The sequence below is a fragment of the Vibrio sp. 10N genome, from assembly GCF_036245475.1.
GTDB lineage: Bacteria > Pseudomonadota > Gammaproteobacteria > Enterobacterales > Vibrionaceae > Vibrio.
The window spans coordinates 227,260-248,829 of sequence record NZ_BTPM01000002.1 but is presented as its reverse complement, the minus strand read 5'-3'; the positions used below and the strand labels follow the sequence as shown (position 1 = coordinate 248,829).

Sequence of the window (21,570 nt, the reverse complement as noted above, 5' to 3'; positions counted from 1 at the left end):
TGGCATCAAGCCTTTGTGCTAAAACATCGACCTCGTCCCGCGAATACGTTTGCCAACTTAGCCCCTTCATCGCTATCATTAAATTTATCTGTTGCAACTGTTGCCCTTCTCGATGAAAAAGCACGAACAGCTGGTTCAAGATCTGATCAGCAAAATCTGCCAAGGTGTGATCACCCAAAAACTCCCTTCAGAAAGGGAGCTAGCCGACAAGTATCAGTTGTCGAGGTTTTCAATTAGGAAGGCCTTAGCAAAACTTGAAGCGATTGGTGTGGTAAAACCGAAAACAGGATCCGGTTATTTTGTTAATACTGCAATTATCGGTACACCACTAATTTATAACTCTATCACTGAAAACAGCTTTGAGCATATTTCTTATAAGAAAGTTCAGCTAAATAAACGCATCCCCACACATCATGAGATGCAAGTATTTTCTATAGGTGAGGATGATTACCTGTGGCATATCAAACGCTTAAGACTAGTACAAGATAAGATCACTCAAATTGAAGAGACTATTTTACCCGTACATTTATTCCCTAAAATGAATGATACTCTGGTGGAGAGTTCGCTGCAAAAGCTAGCACTTTCACTTGGGTTAGAAATAGATAGCTACCTTACCACTTACAAAGCCGTTAGCGTATCATCAGAAGATGCGAAAATATTACAATGTAAGCGCTCAACCTCTGCAATGAATATTACCAACCGCGGTTTTTTAACCTCTGGTGAAGCTTTTATTGTCAGCGACATTATAGATATTAATTACCAATGCACGTATCACACCAAATTTAATAACGAAAGTTTGCAGTACCGAGATCAAAACGACCGCTAAATTAGCGGTCGTTTTGATTTGCTTCTTTTATTTTCGACTATTAAGGCGTATGAATTGAACCATCAGGCAGTCGGCTTTGTGTCCATTCATGAGCGCGATACTCCACAGGGAAGTCCGTTGCTGCCTCAACATCCATTTCCACGCCAATACCCGGCTTTTCGCTGGCATACAAGAAACCTTGTCGCGGCTCTGCTGCATTAGGGAATACGCGGCGAGTATTCTCTTTGTAATGCACGTGCTCTTGAATGGCTGCATTATGGAGATGTACATTCAGGTGCGTGTTCACCGCTGCGCCAATCGGTGTCATATCTGGCGGACAGTGCCACGCGATACGCACGCCAAAGCTTTCACATAAGTGGCCCAGCTTAAGTGCTGGTGTAATACCACCAATTTGCGACACGTGACAGCGGATGAAGTCAATCTGGCGATTAATGATCACCGACTTCCACTCTTCTGGATTATTGAACAGCTCACCAAGTGCCAGCGACACAGATGTTTGACTACGCAGGTTCGTCAACCACTCGGTTTGATTTGGTGGCAGAATATCTTCGATAAAGTACGGATAGTACTGCTCAACTTGCTTGGCAAACTGCAACGCTTGATTCGGAAACAGTCTTTCATGCACATCGTGAAGAATGTGGAACTGGTTGCCATACTTCTCACGAAGCTTTTTAAACATGTCGATAGTGTTCGCCATGTACTGATCTTGATCGTAATACGATCCCGCCGTTGGCTGCTCCGTAGTGTGCATGTTTTCTGGAACACCACCATAGAAGCCTAACTGACAGCGAATATGTTTGTAGCCTTGCTCTAGAAACTCATCGACTTGCTGGTATAAACCTTCCATCGTGTCACTGGTTGCGTGAGTGTAAACCTGAATTGCGTCGCGAGATTTACCGCCAAACAATTGATGCAGAGGCATATTTGCAAGCTTAGCTTTAATATCCCAAAGTGCCATATCAACACCAGAGATTGCATTATTAATAACCGGACCATTGCGCCAATATGAATTCACCATCATCATTTGCCACAGGTCTTCAATATTATTTGCATTGCGACCAACAACTAAAGGTTTAATATATTCATCAACCATGGTTTTTACAGCAAGTGGACGCTGCTGAAAGGTTGCACAGCCATAGCCAGTGATGCCTGATTCTGTTTCAACGATAACAGTAATAAGATTATGTCTGTCCGGCTTCGTAATGATGCACTGGACATTTGTAATGATGTTTTCTTTCACGATATGGGCTCTTAGTATGAAATCTCATTCTATCTAACAGCGAAAAATAATGAAATTCAAGCGCTAATTTATGTCCAATTTTAACTGGTTCGTTATCGATGTGATTTTTTAAAGAAAAACGAACCAATCGTCAAAAATAGCTTAAAATTAGTAAATTCACGCATTTAATGTGATGAATCTCTCTGTTTTTTCGATTGGGACAAATCTTATCGCTGGATATGATAGCCCCATCGAATAACGGTAGAAGATAGGAAATCCTACTATGCAACTAACCGAAACGCTAAACGACGTGAACTCAAAAACTAATACCAATAGCGAGCAAAGCCGTTTCAACGACAATCTACAGTCGCTTGTCACTGCGCTGGGTGGGGATGACAATATCATCAACATCACGCACTGTATGACGCGCCTTCGCTTTAAGCTTGCCGATGAATCTCTAGCCAACAAGGACGTACTAGAAGCTATCCCAGGTGTCAAAGGTGTGGTGCTTGCTCAAGGTCAAACTCAAATCGTCATCGGTGTCGATGTCGAAAAGTGGTACAACGCGCTTTCCGGCGTAAGCACTACCACTGAAGAGCCTATTTCAGAAGCAGAGAAAGGCAAATTGTTCCAAAATGCCATGCGTATTGTGGCGGGTATCTTTGGCCCTGTCGTTCCAGCGATTGCTGGCGCAGGTATGTTGATGGGTCTGCTTTCAGGCCTTATTGCAACGAGTGTGATTTCGGAGTCGTCGGACACGGTATTCTTCTTCCGCTCGATTTCAGTTGCGGTGTTCTTCTTCCTTCCTATGTTGGTATCTTTTTCGGCCGCTAAAGTATTTAAAGTGAACGAGTACATTGCGCTTGCGGTTTCATCTGCAATGCTGGCTCCAAAGCTTGTTGATAAAGCGGCAATGCTAAAAGAAGCGGGCAGTACTCCTGAGCTAACCGTATTGGGCTTCGTGCCTATCGAACTGCTAAACTACGGCGGTGCTATCGTGCCAGCAATCCTTGCAGTTTGGGTACTCTCTAAAGTGACTCCGTTTGTGGACCGTTTTGTGCCATCTTCTGCGAAGCCTGTATTCACCCCGCTACTGGCCTTCACAGTGACTTCAACCATTGTTCTTTCACTTGTTGCTCCGGCAGGCATGTGGTTAAGTAATGGCGCGGGCTGGGTAGTAAGCTCACTCCTAGAGATTTCACCAACGCTTACTGGTTTTGTGTTCGGTATCACTCGTCCTATTACTATTGTGTTTGGTATCCACCACAGCATGACACCAATCAGCCTCAACAACTTTGCGTTGTACGGAAAAGATTTGCTGATGCCGATTATGTGTCTGGGTAACCTAGCAATTGCTGGCGCAACGATGGCGGTATGGTACAAACAACGCAATCGCGTTTCTAAAGAGCAATCTTCAGTCACAGTAGGTTCAGGCGTAACCGCTATCCTTGGTATTACAGAACCAGCACTGTTCGGCGTACTGACCAAGTACACAAAAGCCCTATTTATGGCGAGCCTAGCAGCAGGTATCGTAGGCGCGATTTCAGTGACCATTGATACTCACCTAACCAGCTACATTTTGTCTTCTGTGTTCAGCCTTCCAGCGTACTTGGCGAGCGGTACTCAGAACTTCATCCAAGCCGTACTGGGCGTTGTAGGTGTATTTGCACTGGCCTTTACGCTCACCATGATGTTTGTGAACGTTGACGACAAATAAGCGCAACAGCTAAACATCCAAAACACAATATAAAACAAAGGCTCATAACCTCTAGGTTGTGAGCCTTTTTTGTTTACCGCCTTTGTTAGCGCCTAATACAAGATGTACATCCCCGGCATGCCGAACGTGTTGCGGGATCGAGACGGCCTCGCTGGATTTTGCAATACGCATTACGCAGAACTCGCCTCGCAGCGAACCAATCATCTGGTTTTTGCATTAACAGATAACCATTGAAGCGCTTGAGAAGTGGCAGACGATATTCATCAAGAAACTTGCGGTCATAGTCGACTTCAAAATAGTCAAAGACCTGCTCAAGAGCAGTGAAAGTGGCCAGTTTGTCTTGGATATCGGTAAAGCTCATTGCAGCCGGAAAGAGAGGTGAACGTATGAAGAGTGTATTAGAGATAACAAGAAAGAGGAAGCCCGAGACGCCATACCTATAAATAGGATGTCCCCTCGCCTCGAGCCTAATCTTGTTACGTGATTTGATTATCGTGCTCAAGTTACAGCACTAAACAGTCAATTACGCTTGGTATTCTGGGTAGTCTAAAAGACCAACCTCGTTACCACCGAACAGAGTCTCTGGGTTGTGCGGTGCTAGGGGGTAGCCGTGTTGGATACGACTTGGTAGATCTGGGTTTGCGATAAATGGACGACCGAAGCCTACCATATCCGCAAGACCGCCAAGGATCGCTTGCTCTGCTTTGTCCTGATTGTAACGACCGGCGTAAATAATGGTGCCTTGGTACGCTTCACGTACTGCCGTTTTAAACTCTGCAGGCGTGTCTGGGGCATCATCCCAATCCACTTCAGCAACATGCATGTAAACCACATTGTGTTTGTCCAGTACGCGCGCTGCTGCCGTGTACGTCTCTACTGGTGTTTTATCGACTGTGCCGTTTAGCGACGTAAATGGAGCGAGACGCACACCCACTTTATCTGCACCAATCGCGTCAACAACGGCCGCGACTACTTCATCTAGGAAGCGGAGACGGTTTTCAATTGAGCCACCATACTCATCATCACGGTTGTTCGCTTCTGAGTCGATAAACTGGTTAATAAGGTAACCGTTTGCACCGTGCAGTTCGATTCCATCAAAGCCCGCTTCAACAGCGTTTAAAGCCGCTTGACGGTACTGACCAATCACCTCTTGGATGTCTTGTTTGGTCATCGCGCGTGGCTCAACAACGTCAACAAAACCTGGCTCATTGCTGCCATTGTCGACGAACACTTTCACGTTTTCTGCTTTGAGCGCAGACGATGAAATTGGCTGTTCACCACCGATGTTATCTGGGTGCGTAACACGGCCTACATGCCATAGTTGAGCGAAAATTGCGCCTTCTTTAGCGTGCACGGCGTCCGTTACTTTTTTCCAGCCCGCAATCTGCTCTTGCGAGTAGATGCCTGGTGTCCAAGCATAACCTTGACCCATTGGAGAAATCTGCGTGCCTTCAGCAACAATTAGACCTGCTGAAGCGCGCTGTGCGTAATACTGCGCCATCATGTCGTTGGCTACGTTGCCTGGCTGCGATGCACGAGAGCGAGTCATCGGCGGCATCACGATACGGTTTTTTAAAGTCAGCGAACCAAGTTGAATGGGTTGAAACATTGCATCTGTCATAATCGTTATCCTCTATCTGTTCTCTATTATTTGCTCGATTGAATTAGCTCAATAGAATAACCATCGGGATCTTTCACGAACGCGATGTGAGTTTCGCCGCCTTTCATTGGACCCGGTGCACGAGTAATGTTGCCACCAAGCTGTTCAATGCGCTCACATGCCGCATAGATGTCATCACAACCGATTGCAATATGTCCCCAAGCATTACCTTGGTCGTACTGGTCTGTATCCCAGTTATAAGTCAGCTCGATGGTAGAGCCTGCATCTTGACCTTCGTAGCCAACAAAAACGAGTGAATAGCGATACTCTTCATTCTCGAAACGGTCTAACACCTTCATGCCAAGAACTTCTGAGTAGAATTTAATGGACTTATCTAGGTCCACTACGCGAATCATTGTGTGCAAAACTTTCATATTTACCCTCGTCTGAATCTTATGCGGACACTCACGGACATGGGTGAGTCGACGACATAAACGAAATGGTGATCTCCAACTGGCGCTAGATTACGACAAAAGGGAAAGTACGTTAAATTATCAGATATTATGATTTGGATAATTTTTTGGAATGATGGACCTAAGACAATGCCTAAGTCGCAGTAGACATCCAAAGTTGTCTGAGAACAATATTGTCATCCCCTTGCAAAAGGGGATCTCATTCAGCGCACTTCAAGGCTGATTTAAGTGACTCAGTGAATATTTTCAGTTGGCTACGCGCTTTAGGAGATCCTCACTTTCGTGAGGATGACGGATATATTTAGGATGACGGATATATTTAGGATGGCGGATGTGTTTGGGGTGACGAATTTATTGAGGGTGGGGAGTCGGGTTAAGGAGACACCTTAATATCACTGCCTTTGAACGATAAACATATGATAACCAAACTCTTCTGCAAATTTTGTACAGATCTCTACCTCATGCTTGATATCTTTCCATGCTGCCTTTTCAGACATCTCTGATTCAAGCTCTTTGACGCGCTCAGCAAGCGGTTCATAGTAGTTCGCCCATGCTTCGTGGCTCATCGGAAAATGCTCGACAACGAGATAACCTGCTTTTTTCATCTGCTCAAGACGTGTCTCAACCTGTTGGATGTCCGGGTACTCTTGATTCCAAAATGCCACAGATGCTTCGCTTGGCGCTGATGTCTTCCAAACCATGTCACTCAACATGATACACCCCTGCTCGGCCAGCAACGGCTTCCATTGTGACAACGCTTTCTCTACACCCATTATATAAGCGCTGCCTTCCGCCCAAATGAGATCAAAGCTTTGTGGTTCAAACAGAAGCTCGGTCATGCTTGCGGAGACAGTATTGAGTCTCTCGGATAAACCAAGCGCTTCAAAGCGCTTAGTAAGACGATCTAGCGCTAACTGCTCATTATCGATGGCGGTAATGTGTGCAGTGCTGTTTTCTGCTAGTACTTTGGTTGCCAAACCTTTGCCACAACCTATTTCAAGAAGCTGCTGAGGCGCTTTTGGTACTGCGTTTAGTGCTTTACGTGTTTCTTGTTCGCTGCCCGGCCCCCAACGCTCTAGCGTTTCGAAAACCTTCATAAAGTCAGCCATATAAATATCATGTTCGTTCATATCTTTAGATAACCATTTCAGACGCAAGGCCTCCTTTTCATTAAAGCCTTGCTTAATTAACCAATCTAAATGAGCATCAGGTGCAAGTTTGTCTAGCCCTTCGTGCCAAGCTTTTAAATCACCTTCACCTAACATCGCCGCCAGTAGATCACGCGACTTCTGCTTCTGCTCAAGTTCCTGCTCCAGCGTTTGCAGCCGGTTTTGAAGCAACGCTCTATCGACCTTTGCTTCTAAACACGCTTTACACTCTTTGAGTGTTAATCCACCCGCTTGCAACTGCTGAATCAATCGGACTCGCTGTAGATCGTTATCACTATAAACGCGGTAGCCGTTAGCTAATCTTTTGCCACAAATAAGCTTCTGTTTTTCATAATAAAGCAGCGCGGTCCGCGACAGCCCTACTTCGGCAGCCAGCTCTGATATTCGATACACAATAGCGCCCTCTCCAATTGATGGTTATGGACTTTAAACTATAAAGCTGTAGACAGGTCAACGAAAAATGAAAAAAACCGCGACCAAAATGGCCGCGGTGCTCTAACTTCTAAATTTTGGGACTATGCCTTAATGGCAGTACAAATGCTGACATCGGCGACATGTGTCTCCACATCATAAGAGTGGTACAGCTCGAAACAAGGACGATCATCGGTTTCAAATTGCTGCTCGACGACTTGTCCCAGTAGCTCTTCCCATGCTTCGCCATATTGAGATTTCTCAGTGATGGTTTTTCTAATGCAAGCGTACTTGCCACCTTCAAAGTCCGTTAACTCAATTCCTGGTGGTGTTGTCGTTGGCTTTTCAATCAGCAATCCGATGTCCGTACGACACTTCTCTGCTGGCGTGATCTCAGGGTTATCATGGTAAATGAAAATACTGGTGTTGCCCGCAAGACCGTTTGGTCCTGCCCAGCCATAAAGCTGATCCACAGCTGGCTCGTAATTTTCTCCGTATGGTCCTGTTACTCTCACATAAGCCAACTGGCTCGCTTCAAATGTTTTAATTTCCATAGATGTGCTCCACGTTTTTCGTTTGTTATTCAGCGATTGTGCGTTTGCTGTAAGTTCGTGTTCAGTATATGGAGAGCCAGGGGCAACTTCGTGTCCATTATTGCCAACTAAGTGTCCAATCTTGCTATCCCGTATTAACTGAGTGTATTGCTCAAGATCGTCACAGTCGCGGATCTGACTTGGTGTGATTCCAAAGTACTTTTGAAACGCTTTAGCCATGCTTTGAGAGCTCCCAAAGCCGTGGCTAAGCGCGACTTCGGTGACACTTGGTTTGTTATAAAAAAGCTTGTTGGCCGCCTGCTCCAACCTCAATCGACGCAGAAAATCATTAAGAGTTTCCCCGGTAACGGCCTTAAAAATTCGGTGAAAATGATACGGAGACAAATGAACGCGCTCAGCGACCCTCTCTAGGTTAAGGGCTTGGCCATAGTTTTGCTCTATATAGCGGATAACTGGACGAAGTTTTTTGTGGTAATCGACTTTCATTGGCTGGCTTCATAGACGAATAAACAACCAAATTATTGTAGCAATATACTGTATATAAAAACAGTTAAATACCTACACCTCACTCGCAAAAAAGCGACAAGCCCAATGAAACTAATGAGCTTGTCGCTTTTCAATAAAAAGGAGCGGAGCTAGCCTTCATATCCCGAGTACTTCACGCCAGACAAATGCGCCATATCCCGATCCCAAGTCGCCAAGTCGTTACGGTTAAACTGACTCAAGTCGTGGTGCCCGCATGCCCTAGCCATGACTTGCATCAATGACACAGAAGCCTCAAAAAAGTTTTTCAGTTGATGCGATGCCTTCTCCACGTTCAGTCGTTGTCTGAGATCGGCTTTTTGGGTGGCAATACCTGCAGGGCAATTATTGGTGTTACACATTCTCGCAGCTACACAGCCTATTGATTGCATTGCGCTGTTGGAAATTGCCACACCATCAGCGCCAAGTGCCATTGCTTTCACAAAATCCATTGGAACGCGCAAACCACCCGTAATGATCAACGTCACCTTACCGCTCATGCCTTGCTCATCAAGATATCGCCGCGCTCTCGCGAGTGCTGGAATGGTTGGCACGCTGATGTGATCTCGAAACATTTGCGGTGCGGCCCCGGTTCCTCCACCACGGCCATCAAGAATGATGTAGTCTGCGCTGGCATCAAGAGCGAATTGGATATCTTCTTCAATGTGGTTGGCACTAAGTTTAAAACCAATCGGAATACCGCCTGTGATTTCTCGCACCCGATCTGCGAACGCTTTAAAATCCTCAGCTGTATTGAGATCTTTGAACGTGGGTGGCGATATGGCAGGCTCTCCTTCAGGAATGCCACGTACCTGTGAAATCTTGCCAATATTTTTATTACCAGGAAGGTGCCCTCCGGTACCCGTTTTGGCGCCTTGACCACCTTTGAAATGGAATGCCTGCACCGATTTTAGCTTCTGCTCATCGTAGCCAAAGCCTGCACTCGCCAACTCATAAAAGTAGTGTGAGTTGGCAGCTTGCTCTTCCGGCAGCATACCTCCCTCACCAGAACAGATACCTGTTCCTGCCAGTTCAGCACCTGTAGCAAGCGCAACTTTTGCCTCTTCAGATAATGCGCCGAAACTCATGTCAGATACAAACAAGGGGATCGATAGCTTGAGCGGTTTTTTCGCCTGAGGGCCAATCACAAGCTCTGTCGACACCTTGGTATCCTCCATCAATGGCTTAGTTGCCATTTGTGCCACCATGATTTGCAAATCGTCCCAATGAGGAAGCAAATGCCTAGGAACCCCCATGGATGTCATAGGACCATGATGACCAAGTTTCGATAGCCCTTCTCGGGCGAGCTGATGAATAAACTCTACCGTAGGTTCTTCTTTGGTTGGCGACGCGACTGGCGCTTGCTCACTAGACACAGAGACCCCTGGGCCTTCTTGTCCGACTTGTTCACTTGAAAAGTTTTTATGTGTACCGTCGCAATATGGGAGATTCGCCGAATGTTTGCATCGACAAAGGTAGGCATCACCCGATGAGTCAGCGCTGAACGCCTTAGGGGTAAAACCGGTTCCAGCATGAGAACCATCACAATAAGGTTGGTTTTTTGAACGCCCACAAGTACAAAAGTAGTACTCTTGATCTTTGACTAGCTCGACTTTTATTGGGGCATTATTGGCAATTATCGGTTTGCTCATATAACTTCCTTGCTCGCTTCGTGTAGTGTAAGCGTAGAACATCCTTTACTAGTTTGGAGGGCGATAATGATGCAGCCAATAGTCCTAATTCAAAAAAAAGCCAGCCCACATTGGGCTGGCATAATCGACTCACTATAGATAACGATGTATCGGTATCAAAACCTAAAAAGGCGCTAAACAATCCGTGTAATCCTGTGGTGCTACAGGCAAGGCATTATTGTTGTTAAAACCATCCAATGTCGCACCTAGCGAAATGATCGCCTCAACATCCGATGAAGACCAAGTCGTCACTGCAAGCGCAATGATATCGTCGATGGTCATCCAAGTCCCATTCACTTCTATGGTTGCAGAGCCAGACAAACCGCCCGCTCCTGGTCTATGACGAGTATTGAAGATAAACGCTAGCAATTGCTGAGCAAGCTGCTCTTTGTGCATATTTGCTTCCGCATTACCATTACTATCAACCAAGAATTGCGACACTTCAGATTGCCAGGTACCTGCCTCCCAAATAACGCTATCGCCACTAAAGGCTGCAGCAACAGGCTCTCCGCCTTGGAACTGGCCATCGAAAGGTTCATCACCAGCTTCGAAGTAAGCCGAAGGTGAGCTATAAGGCGCTAGGCTGTTAACGTAGTCACGATCAGACTCGTTAAGCTCAGCTAGGCCATTTTTGTTGTGCCAGTAACCTTTGGTGTCAAAGTTTACAATGACATCGCAAGCATTATTAAAGTCAAACGTGTCACCAGTTTTGCCGTCGTTGCGGTTCACGACTTCACCGTCAATGACTGGTAGACCGTTAACATAGGTCAGTACTGAACGAACATCGAACAATATCGTTGCCGCTGAGGTATTGCTCCAACCTTGAGCTTGGCTTAACTGTTCGCTCAACTCATAAGGGGCAAGATCGCCACGGATATTCGGTACCAACGCTCGGAATCTCGCACAACCATTATCAGATGTTTGCTTTGAGATCACCCGGTTATACATGCCACTAATGTCATTGCCAAAAATAGCCACCAGCTCAGCCCATAATTCTGGCGTTGCTTGCGGGTTAATGTCATCTGGTAGAGGCACACTCAAAGGGACGGTTAAACTCACTGGCCAGTTCGGGATATAACCCTCACCGTCATTTTTCATCCCATCTTTGTTTTTGTCGAAGACTTTACACACTGTAATGTCGGCAATACCAACGCTACCAAAGGCAACCACGAGCACAGGGTCGGGGTCGACGCCTTTTTTGCCCGGTAGTGCATCTGCAAAATTACTCGGCACAAAACCATCATCGGTCTGCTCACCAGAGTCTCGACTGATCACGGCAGGTCCCACCCCTTGATCACACGCCAAAGGTGATACAAAGCCGAGACGCAAAGCGCCATCGTTGTGTTGCGCGGCATAATTACGTAGCTCCGCAAAGGTCGTAAAGTGAGTAAAGTTGGCATTGAGTGGAGCGACATTGTTGACCGACGCGAACCACATAAAGTGGTCTACAGACCAAGCCAGCATCTCTTGCTCTAACACACTAAAGGTGATTGGGAATGCTTCTGAATTGGTGGTGCGGAAGATGTTTCTAAGTGCAAGCGGGTCTGTCACACCAAAGTCCCAGCTTTCAATGAGTTCATCACCGTTAGCTGGCGTCGTGTAATCCGGATCGTACTGACAATTCAGGTTTTTATCATGAAACGCACGTAATCCAATGTCGTAAGTGACCGGTGTTTCTTTGTCTCCTAAGCGCACCTTGAAGTTGTCTGTTTTTGAGAACTTGGGAATAAAGCCAAAGAAGCCACTACAATTTTCACCCGTTTCACCGTTATAAACATTCCCGTTACAGGCGTTATAAACACTGTCATAGGTTGACACCCAAGCTTTGTAAACGCCGCCAGAATTGGGCGTATTCGCAAATGGGAACAATTGGATGGTGTCTCCTTCAGAGAGCTCACCGCCATTCTGTGCTAGATATTCACTTCCCAGTAGATGCTGACAAGGTATCTCTTGCTCTACCCATTGCCCTTTGACTTTTTGTGTCACTGTATAGGTTGAATTAGTGAGTGTTATACCATCCTCACCATCAAAGTAAAAAAGGCGACACTCGAGAGGCTCTGCCACAAATGTTTCTGCGTTTTTCGGCCCACCTTTACCCTTCACTGCTTCATAACATGTCCCACCATTCACACCTGCGTCCGGCTCAACGCTTGACAACAAACACTTACCAGAAGGATTAGTCACTTGGAAGTAATAATAACCAGCCGGAAGCGCGGCGGCTGTCCCTGGAGCATTGGGCCCTGGACCGCCATCAAGGAAAACTTCAAGTTTGGATTCATAGCGCACATTTTCATTGACGATCTCCCCACCGGGGGTAGTGGTAAAAATGGCGCCGTCGAGTTTAGCTTGCGCATGGCCTGCTAGCGCTAAAGAAGACGCTAATACAGCAGAATAACAAAGCCGCTGCGCTGTTGTGGTTCGCTGAGAGTTCATTCCATACTCCTTACGAGTGATGATTGAACTCCTATATGAGCAATTCTTATACCAGCACCTAACTTATTGTTTTTAAACAACCTCGCGATAGATAGGGGACAGTAAAATCCAGTAAGGTACTGATATAAAAAAAGATCCGAGATATAGAGGGGTGTTACAAGGTGTAAACCCTTTCCGTTAACTGTCGAGATCTAAATTGTGTTTCTTGATCAAGCGATACAAGGTTGGGCGAGAGATATTGAGGTAGCGAGCAGCGGCTGTCATGTTGAACTTATGCTCACGAATGACCTGCTCTAAGTCCTTTGAACACAAGCGATTGTGCCCCAAGGCTTGAAAACTACAAATCGCATCAAGACCGAGTGCGTCCGGCTCGATAATATTACCTTGAACCAGCACCACCGCCCTTCGTATCACGTTTTTAAGTTCACGAATATTTCCAGGCCATAAGTGGTGCTTCAAGACCGTATAACTGCTCTCTGACAGGCGAATGTCCGAGCGCCCAAGCGCGGCCATTTCCTTGGATAAAAAGTCATTAGCAAGCTCTAAGATATCATCAGCCCGCTCACGAAGCGGTGGAATGGAAAGAGGTAGAACATTGAGACGATAGAATAGATCTTGACGAAAATCACCTCGCGCAATCAAGGCGTCGATCGGCTCGTTGGTCGCCGCTACAACTCGGCAGTCGACACTGCAATTACTGTCAGAACCTAGACTGTGTACCTCTTTCGACTCCAAAAAGTGCAGTAAATGCCCTTGAACTTCTAAAGGCATGTCTCCAATTTCGTCTAAAAATAGGGTCCCCTTATGGGCACGTTTGATAAATCCAACGTGTTTTTTAACCGCCCCAGTAAAGGCACCTTTCTCGTGACCAAACAACTCAGACTCAATAAGGGGACGAGGAATGGAGCCACAGTTGATTTCGACAAATGGCCCTTGATGACGTTTTGATAATTCATGAATCAGTTTCGCACAGCGACTTTTACCAACACCAGTCTCTCCTTGGATCAGTATCTCACTGTCACTGGCTGCATATTTTGAAATCCGTTTATTAGTAATATCAATGGCTTTGCTGACTCCACTTAAGCCAGTCAAAGGATCCTCCTCACTAAACTTAACGACTACTCCTATACAGTTTAGCTGTAGTCATCACATGATGAGGGGTGAGAGTGTCTCATTTATGAGACGCTGGAATCGAGTACCATTAAGTCTTTGTTGTTACAGCTGAGTCTCGCTTTTCACGTACGTTGTTGAGAACTCAAACGACTCACACAGATGCTTTGCCACTGAATACTCAAATAGTTGACCATTATCTAGGTACGCATTTTGTGCCACACAGACCAAGTGTCCACCCGTAGGTATGCTGAGATACTCTCCCTCAGTCGCTGTCGCGTGTCCTACTGTTATCTTGAGGTTCGCGCTGTGAACAGTTTGGTTTAGGTGTTCACTCAGGTAGCCATAAATCGACGACTTAACATGTTCGATAGACAAATTTGAAACCACAGCCTTCGATAGGTAGATGTACTCAATAATCGTTGGTACGCCGTCCAATATCCTAACGCGAGTAACGCTGTAGACCTCATCGCCAACCGCACATTTTAGTTTCACCGCGATATCTTCTGTCGCTTCCAGTAACTTAAACGTGACAACACGAGTATTAACGGTTTGCCCGCGATCCTCAGCTCGCTTTTTAGTTCCAAGTAGGTGAGATTGAGACACAGCACTTGAGCGCTGTTTCACAAACGACCCCGAACCACGCTTCCGCACCACCAACCCTTCTTTGACAAGGAAGTCGAGTGCCTTTTTGAGTGTGATCTCGCTGCATTCAAACTCTTGAGCTAGAGTTTTGCCATCAGGGAGCTTATCGGACGCACTGTAATATCCCGATAAAATACGCTGCTTCATTTCACTATAAATGCCCTGATATTTGACCATTTCACCCACTCACTTTCTCTAATTCTTGATGCACACTTAGACTACTTGTTAGTAAAGTCATACTCAAGCAATTCAACATAAACCTATAGTTTAATTGTTTACCCCATCAGAAAACCAAAGACAAATGGCGATCAAGATCTAATTTTTAAGCCCTGGTAATTACAAAACCATATGGTTTTAATATTATCGAAGGCAGAAAACAAATACATGAAAGGGTTAATCGGGGTAGCTATGGCATTTCAAGAGAACTTCTTATGGGGCAGCGCATCAGCAGCCTATCAAATCGAAGGTGCAGCGAATCTAGATGGTAAAGGCGATTCGATCTGGGATGTGTACTCACGCGTTCCAGGTAACACGTTTAAAGATACAACAGGTGAAGTAGCGATTGACTTCTACCATAAATATGAAGAAGACATCGAACTGATGCGAGAGATGGGACTGAAGGCCTATCGCTTCTCTGTCGCTTGGACGCGCATCATGCCAGATGGCCGCACGGTAAACCCGAAGGGTGTAGAGTTCTACCACAACGTTATCAATAAACTGATCGAATGTGGCATCACACCGATCCTAACTATCTACCACTGGGATCTTCCACAAGCGCTGCAAGACGAATATCAAGGCTGGGAAAGTCGTGAAATTCTGACGGACTTTACGCGTTATTGCGAAGTCCTGTTCAGTGAGTATGGTGACAAGGTGCCTTACTGGGTTTGCATGAATGAGCAGAATATTTTCACAAGCCTAGGGTACGTTCAAAAGATCCATCCACCAAAAGTTTCTGATTACCAACGCTTTATCAATGCCAACCATATCGCAAGCCTAGCAAATGCCAATGCTGTGAAGCGATTCAAAGAGATGGGTATCAAAGGTCAAATTGGTGCGAGCTTTGCCTACAGCCCGACCTACTCAAAAACCGCCTCTCCAGAAGATGTGATTGCTGCTGAAAACGCACAAGAGATACAAGATCTACTTTGGATGGATGTCTACGCGAAAGGGGCTTATCCAAAGATTGGTCTAAAACTGCTCGAGCGTCTTGGCATCCACATCGACTTCCAAGAAGGTGATAAAGAGCTACTTAAAGCAGGTATCTGTGATTTCATGGGTCTGAACTACTATCAATCAGCTACCTATGTTGCACCAGAAAACCGCCAAGAGACGGCACAAACCGGTAATGCTGCGCAAGTGTCTGTGGTTTCTGATGTCGCTCGCATCCCTACTGATGATTACTATGTTCGCGCAGACAACGAACATCTAAAAATGACCGACTGGAACTGGGCAATCGATCCAGAAGGCCTACGCGTCGCACTTCGCCGTATCACGTCTCGCTATAACTTACCGATTCTTATCAGTGAAAACGGATTGGGCGCGTATGACACGCTGACCGAAGACGGTCGTGTGCACGACGACTATCGTATCGCATTCTTAAAAGCGCACGTTGAAGCTATCAACGATGCTATTGAAGATGGCTGTGAAGTAATCGGCTACTGCACTTGGTCTTATCAAGATCTGTTCAGCTGGCTAAATGGTTATGCGAAGCGTTATGGCTTCGTCTACGTTGACCGCGATGAAGAGAGTGAAAAAGAGCTAAAACGCTACAAAAAAGACAGCTTCTACTGGTATCAAAGAGTCATCGAAACCAATGGGGAGAACCTAGGTTAACCGTCTTAAAAGGTCCAGTTCATCTGGACCTCAGACTGCTGACAAAGGTCTAGCTTTCAAGCTAGACCTTTGATCTAATAGGAGTATCGAAATATGGATACTCCGATATGCTTCAAAAACCTTCTCCTCAGCAATACGAACTCGAAATGGTAACCATGGAACAGCTCGTTCCACAGAATCATCTCGTTCGTAAAATTGATAATGCCATCGACTTCGAGTTCATCAGAGACGAAGTGGCACATCTATACTGCAAAGATAATGGCCGCCCACCCGTAGACCCTGTGCGTTTATTCAAAATCATTCTGCTTGGCTACCTATTCGGCATCAAAAGTGAGCGCCAACTGGTCAAAGAAATTGAAGTGAACGTCGCTTATCGTTGGTTCTTACGAATGTCACTGACCGAAAAAGTTATCCATGCTTCGACGTTAAGCCAGAACCGAATTCGACGCTTCAATGGTACTGACGTCTTTGAGCGCATCTTCAACAACATAGTGCTTCAAGCGATGGAGAAAGGCTTAGTCGCAGGACAGGAGCTCTTCACTGACAGTACACACCTTAAAGCCAATGCTAACAAGAACAAGCACATGAATCGTCTGCGTCCAGTTAGTGCAGGCGCTTATCTTGATATGCTGAATGAAGATGTGGCTGCAGACCGAGAATCTGAAGGTAAAAATCCATTCAAAGAGACGCCACCAAAGACAGACGTCAAAAACACTAAAGTCAGCACCACCGACCCTGAAAGTGGCTTTATGACACGAGACAATAAGCCTCAAGGCTTCTTCTATCTTGACCACCGAACCGTGGATGGTAAGCACGGTATCATCGTAGACACATACGCAACACCGGGGAATGTGAATGACTCACAGCCCTATATCCGTCGTCTCGATCACACACTAGAGCAGTTCAACCTCAATCCTATCGCAGTTGGTATCGATGCAGGTTACTTCACTGCGCCTGTTGCTGAATCACTCGAGCGCCGCAGTATATTAGGTGTGTTCGGGTATCGCCGCCCATCAAGAACTAAGAACAAATTTAAGAAGAAAGACTTCAAATACCAAAAAGAGACCGATACCTATCGCTGTCCAGAAGGGCAAGAACTTATCTATAAAACCACAACACGCGCAGGCTATCGCTCATACGCTTCAGACCCGAAACAATGTGCGTTTTGCCCCGTTCGGGACGACTGTACTAAGAGTGAAAATATGCAGAAGGTCATAACGCGTCACCTTTATAGTGAGACGGTGGAGCGAGCCAATCAAATGCGACTCTCTAGCTACGGAAAGAAGACGTATCGGAGGCGAAGTGAAACAGTAGAACGAAGCTTCGCCGATGCAAAACAACACCATGGCCACCGTTACGCGCGCTACCGCGGTCTCGCAAAAGTGCAAATGCAATGTTGGTTAGCCGCTGCCGCTCAAAACATCAAGAAGATAGCGTTGGTGGTGAGCTATCTGCGAAAAATGGGCCTAAATAAGGCAGAAATAAGTCAAATACTAGCCTCTGTATGCCGATTTAAGCCTTACTCACTTCAGAACGCTATCTAACAAAAAATATCGCGATCGCGGCCTACGGCCGCTCCGAAAAAAGAACCCCGCTTGAAAAAGCGGGGTTCGTCAGCAATCTGAGGTCCAGTTCATCTGGACCTTTTCTTTTTGATATAAGCAGTATGTAACCAAAATCAGTACTTGGAAGGTTCCCTTCACGACGCGTTCAAGCTAGACTCTGCCTCCCTACTTTTTCGTGAGATTTCGCTATGTCCGCACCCGCCACCTCCGCCATCGTACTCGACTTTGAGACCACGGGCTTATCGCCTAACCAAGGCGATCGCGCTATCGAAATTGGTGCCGTGAAACTGGAGAATGGCCAGGTGGTTGATCGCTTTCAATCATTGATGAATCCGGGGTTCCGAGTTAGCAGCTTCATCGAGGGCTACACAGGTATCACCAACAATATGCTAAGCCACGCACCAAACTGTGACGAAGTGATGAGCGAGTTCGTCGATTTTATTGGCGATGCCAATCTAGTGGCTCACAACGCTTCTTTCGATAAGCGCTTTCTAGATGCCGAACTGGATCTGATTGGTAAAGGTTATAGTGGTGAGTTTGCCTGTTCACTCTTGGTTTCTCGCCGACTAAACCAAGAGGTCAATTCACACAAATTGGGTGATCTGGTGGCCTACCATAATATTGCTAACGATGGCGTATTCCACCGAGCGTTAGCCGACGCCGAGGTGACAGCGTCACTATGGTTGATTCTCGTCAACTCGCTTATTGAGAAACACGCCATTGCGCAGCCTAGTTTTGAGCTAATGCAAAAGCTCGCCAAACAGCCAAAAGCATCGGTTGGCAAATTCCTAACCAAACACAAATAGCACGACTTCAACCTTTTAAAGAGACGACTATGACCACAACTTTTGACTCCATCGTCCCTGTCGGCGTTCGCTACATGGTGTTATCGGCACTCGGCTTTGCGCTGATGTCTGTCTGTGTGAAATACGTGAGTACTTATGGTATTCCCGTATTTGAAATCGTAGCGGCGCGTGCATTGGTTTCACTGGTGCTGAGCTATCTGGATGTTAAAAGGAAAGGAATTTCAGTGTGGGGGCACAATAGGCCTTTGCTGCTATTGCGCGGTATCGTCGGTTCACTGGCTTTGATTTGTGTGTACTATTCAGTGACAACGCTACCTCTAGCGGAAGCGACAATACTCCAGTATATCCACCCTATCTTCACTGCCTTGCTTGCGTTCTGGTTTCTAAAAGAAAACATTCAGAAGTCGACCATCATTTGTATCGTGCTGAGTATTCTCGGCTTAACGTTTATGGTAGGACCAACGTTAGGCAGCAACACGGCAGAGTCGCTACCATTATTTAGTGTGGGTGTTGCGCTCCTTGGCGCATTTGGCAGCTCTATCGCCTACGTTATCGTTAGGAAGCTAAGCCAAACTGAAGACAGCTCAGTGATCATTTTCTACTTCCCATTGGTTGCATTGCCAGTCTCAATTCTATTGATTGGCGACGACTTCGTGATGCCGGATTGGTATCTCACCATGATGCTGGTGTTGGTGGGTGTCTTCACGCAAATAGGTCAACTAGGATTGACCAAAGCAATGCAAACCCAAGCGGCAGGAAAAGCTTCGGCATACTCCTATGTTCAGATTGTGTTCTCTATTTTGCTAGGTTTAGCGCTGTTCAATGAAGTCCCTACTGTTTGGACTTACATTGGTGGCTCACTCATAGTGATAGGGGCTTTGATCAATACCTTCGGTAAACGAGTCGCTGCTAAATAAACACTCAATGACAGCGGGCACACGCAGCTACTGGGCCACTTGTGCTTGCTGCATTCGTTTTGCTCGCTCTTCTTCTTGCTCAACCAAAATTTTCTCATGGGTTCTGAAGAAAGGCAGGTAGATAAAGTAAGCATTGACCATAGCAAACACGACCATTAATGCGTTCATGTAACTACCATTGGCAGCCCACGCAGCACCGATTGGAGCTGGTACTGACCATGGGATCATTAATACCACGCGATCCAAAATCTCCGCCGAAGTTAAGAACCAAGCAATGGTTGCGTTGAGCATTGGGACAAAAATAAACGGCACAAGGAAAAGCGGATTCATAATAATTGGGAAGCCAAACAATATTGGCTCGTTAATATTAAATATCGCCGGAATCGCGCCAACCTTACCCACCGACTTCAACTGTTTTGAACGGCTTTTAATCGCAAGATAGACCAATGGTAATGTTGAACCTACCCCGCCAATCAAAACAAAAAAGTCCCAAAAAGCAGGTAGATAGATGTGAGGGAGCACCTGACCGCCAGCTTCCAACGCAGTTTGGTTCTCAAGCAGATTGGACATCCAGAATGGATTCATAATTCCGGTAATGATCAGCGCGCCATGAATCCCCATAAACCAAAGAAGCTGACAAATCAGTATCGAAATTAACACCGCAGCGAGGCTATCTGAGGCTAGCACTAAAGGGCGGAATAGCTCTTCTATTAATTGCGGAAAGTGCACACCAAACTCAGCATCAAGGAAAACATTGAATGTTGAAATGCTGATCATCACGGCAAAGATCGGCACGATGAGCTTAAAACTTTGAATCGTTAAAATAGGCACATCTTCCGGCATCTTGATGTACCAGCCCATGCGGATAAAGAACCTAACGACTTCTATTGAATACAGACTTGCGATAAGCGCTGTAAACAGACCGGCACCACCTAGATAGCGAGCATCTTCTTGTCCATCGATATAGAAGCCGGCCAGCATGAGAAACGCCATACACCCCGTCAATCCAGACAGTCGCTCTGGCAATTGATAGCTCTTCGCGAGACTGGCCGAAACGCCAAAAGAAACGATAAGCCCTACGACGCCCAGTGTCAGTTGATAAGTTGGCAACAAGATGGGTCTTAAAGCCAGAGATAAGTCCATCCAAGCCATCGACATCCAAGACTCGGAATCGGCAAACGGAGGAAAGATAATCGGGACAAACATACAGCCGACAAAAATGAAGGGCATCGCCAACTGGAAACCATCACGCATAGCCATAAGGTGCTGACTGCGCATCAGCAGTTTTGCTACAGGGTTCATGAACTGTTCTACCTGATTGGCACACAGTCTCATAATGGATTGGTTCATTTACTCTACCGGCTATATGGATCCGCGTCAGGATACCGGAATACAAAGCGTCTCGGAAACCCACTATCCAAATATGCTGACTCCACCACATTTTTTTCCCCATCACTCGATAAATTCCAACTTTAGATCACGCCCCAACGACTGGTGAACTGTCACTAGACCTGAAATGAAGGTCATTAACACCATTTGAGGTGGCGGGTTTCCCAGGCAAAGATCATTCGTTAACTGTGTCACGAATTTTTCGCCATAACTCTGGTTTCCAGTGATCGTTTTCACACTTAACTGGAAATAATTTGGAAACCGGTTTCCAAATGATTTCCTTAAGGGCATATTGATTAGGCATTCAAGATTCTGGAGAAGAAAAAATGAAAAAAATTATGCTTTGCTGCTCTGCTGGTATGTCTACCTCTCTACTGGTTAAGAAAATGGAAGCGTCTGCGCAAGAACGCGGTATCGAGGCTGAAATCAAAGCATTTGGCGCAAGTGAGTTCGACGTTCAAGTAGGTAACTACGAGGTTGTTCTTCTTGGTCCTCAAGTGAAATACATGCAAGCAGATTTCCAAAAGAAAGCAGATGCTCACGGCATCAAAGTTGAGCCAATCAACATGATGGATTACGGCATGCAGAAAGGCGATAAAGTGCTTGATTTTGCACTAGAACTTATCGGCTAACCTGTTTTTGCTCGGCGTCCCCCCTTAGTCAATTTTCGACGCCGAGCTTTTCTAAACT

Annotated in this window: 18 protein-coding genes; 7 read left to right on the top strand and 11 right to left on the bottom strand. The window is 46.0% G+C overall.

Annotated elements, in window-relative coordinates; genetic code table 11:
* Positions 1 to 112 precede the first annotated feature (112 nt).
* The gene (locus tag AAA946_RS17390; protein WP_338166051.1) at positions 113 to 826 is read left to right on the top strand and encodes a GntR family transcriptional regulator; all 714 of its coding nucleotides are present in this window, start codon (positions 113 to 115) and stop codon (positions 824 to 826) included.
* A 40-nt stretch (positions 827 to 866) separates the two neighbouring features.
* On the opposite strand, the gene AAA946_RS17385 is transcribed toward AAA946_RS17390, so the two are convergent.
* On the bottom strand, positions 867 to 2,066 hold the full coding sequence (locus AAA946_RS17385) for an enolase C-terminal domain-like protein (protein ID WP_338166050.1): 1,200 nt from the start codon (positions 2,064 to 2,066) through the stop codon (positions 867 to 869).
* 262 nt (positions 2,067 to 2,328) lie between these two features.
* Here AAA946_RS17385 and AAA946_RS17380 point away from each other — a divergent pair, with 262 nt between their 5' ends.
* Positions 2,329 to 3,762: a PTS transporter subunit EIIC gene (locus AAA946_RS17380; protein ID WP_338166049.1), complete on the top strand. Its 1,434-nt coding sequence runs from the start codon at positions 2,329 to 2,331 to the stop codon at positions 3,760 to 3,762.
* An 85-nt stretch (positions 3,763 to 3,847) separates the two neighbouring features.
* On the opposite strand, the gene AAA946_RS17375 is transcribed toward AAA946_RS17380, so the two are convergent.
* The 9 genes from AAA946_RS17375 to AAA946_RS17335 all read right to left on the bottom strand — a co-directional run bounded on the left by AAA946_RS17375 (position 3,848) and on the right by AAA946_RS17335 (position 14,547).
* Positions 3,848 to 4,123: a nitrogenase-stabilizing/protective protein NifW gene (locus AAA946_RS17375; RefSeq protein ID WP_338166048.1), complete on the bottom strand. Its 276-nt coding sequence runs from the start codon at positions 4,121 to 4,123 to the stop codon at positions 3,848 to 3,850.
* A gap of 162 nt (positions 4,124 to 4,285) precedes the next feature.
* Positions 4,286 to 5,383, bottom strand: a complete 1,098-nt coding sequence (locus AAA946_RS17370) for an alkene reductase (protein ID WP_338166047.1) — start codon at positions 5,381 to 5,383, stop codon at positions 4,286 to 4,288.
* Positions 5,384 to 5,409: 26 nt separating this feature from the next.
* A complete protein-coding gene (gloA, locus tag AAA946_RS17365; RefSeq protein ID WP_042470576.1) occupies positions 5,410 to 5,796 on the bottom strand; it encodes a lactoylglutathione lyase in 387 nt (128 codons plus the stop codon).
* Positions 5,797 to 6,227: 431 nt separating this feature from the next.
* Positions 6,228 to 7,397: a MerR family transcriptional regulator gene (locus AAA946_RS17360; protein WP_338166046.1), complete on the bottom strand. Its 1,170-nt coding sequence runs from the start codon at positions 7,395 to 7,397 to the stop codon at positions 6,228 to 6,230.
* A gap of 122 nt (positions 7,398 to 7,519) precedes the next feature.
* A complete protein-coding gene (locus AAA946_RS17355; RefSeq protein ID WP_338166045.1) occupies positions 7,520 to 8,455 on the bottom strand; it encodes an AraC family transcriptional regulator in 936 nt (311 codons plus the stop codon).
* A 149-nt stretch (positions 8,456 to 8,604) separates the two neighbouring features.
* Positions 8,605 to 10,143 (bottom strand): glutamate synthase-related protein, encoded by a 1,539-nt coding sequence (locus tag AAA946_RS17350; RefSeq protein ID WP_338166044.1) that lies wholly within the window; start codon positions 10,141 to 10,143, stop codon positions 8,605 to 8,607.
* A gap of 162 nt (positions 10,144 to 10,305) precedes the next feature.
* Positions 10,306 to 12,615, bottom strand: coding sequence for a hypothetical protein (locus tag AAA946_RS17345; protein ID WP_338166043.1), 2,310 nt, complete (start codon positions 12,613 to 12,615; stop codon positions 10,306 to 10,308).
* Between the two features lie 177 nt (positions 12,616 to 12,792).
* Positions 12,793 to 13,707: a sigma-54 interaction domain-containing protein gene (locus tag AAA946_RS17340; RefSeq protein WP_338166042.1), complete on the bottom strand. Its 915-nt coding sequence runs from the start codon at positions 13,705 to 13,707 to the stop codon at positions 12,793 to 12,795.
* Positions 13,708 to 13,830: 123 nt separating this feature from the next.
* The gene (locus tag AAA946_RS17335) at positions 13,831 to 14,547 is read right to left on the bottom strand and encodes a GntR family transcriptional regulator (protein WP_338166041.1); all 717 of its coding nucleotides are present in this window, start codon (positions 14,545 to 14,547) and stop codon (positions 13,831 to 13,833) included.
* Positions 14,548 to 14,754: 207 nt separating this feature from the next.
* Between AAA946_RS17335 and AAA946_RS17330 the strand changes: the two genes are divergently transcribed.
* The 4 genes from AAA946_RS17330 to AAA946_RS17315 all read left to right on the top strand — a co-directional run bounded on the left by AAA946_RS17330 (position 14,755) and on the right by AAA946_RS17315 (position 19,491).
* Entirely contained in the window at positions 14,755 to 16,203 is a 1,449-nt protein-coding gene (locus tag AAA946_RS17330; RefSeq protein ID WP_338166040.1) for a glycoside hydrolase family 1 protein, read from the top strand.
* A gap of 107 nt (positions 16,204 to 16,310) precedes the next feature.
* A complete protein-coding gene (locus AAA946_RS17325; protein WP_338163447.1) occupies positions 16,311 to 17,747 on the top strand; it encodes an IS1182 family transposase in 1,437 nt (478 codons plus the stop codon).
* Between the two features lie 209 nt (positions 17,748 to 17,956).
* Entirely contained in the window at positions 17,957 to 18,574 is a 618-nt protein-coding gene (locus tag AAA946_RS17320) for a 3'-5' exonuclease (RefSeq protein ID WP_338166039.1), read from the top strand.
* A 29-nt stretch (positions 18,575 to 18,603) separates the two neighbouring features.
* Entirely contained in the window at positions 18,604 to 19,491 is an 888-nt protein-coding gene (locus AAA946_RS17315) for a DMT family transporter (protein WP_338166038.1), read from the top strand.
* A gap of 27 nt (positions 19,492 to 19,518) precedes the next feature.
* On the opposite strand, the gene AAA946_RS17310 is transcribed toward AAA946_RS17315, so the two are convergent.
* On the bottom strand, positions 19,519 to 20,841 hold the full coding sequence (locus tag AAA946_RS17310) for a PTS sugar transporter subunit IIC (protein ID WP_338166037.1): 1,323 nt from the start codon (positions 20,839 to 20,841) through the stop codon (positions 19,519 to 19,521).
* 365 nt (positions 20,842 to 21,206) lie between these two features.
* Here AAA946_RS17310 and AAA946_RS17305 point away from each other — a divergent pair, with 365 nt between their 5' ends.
* Complete coding sequence (locus AAA946_RS17305) at positions 21,207 to 21,512, top strand: PTS sugar transporter subunit IIB (RefSeq protein WP_042470000.1); 306 nt, start codon at positions 21,207 to 21,209, stop codon at positions 21,510 to 21,512.
* The last annotated feature ends 58 nt before the right edge of the window (positions 21,513 to 21,570 follow it).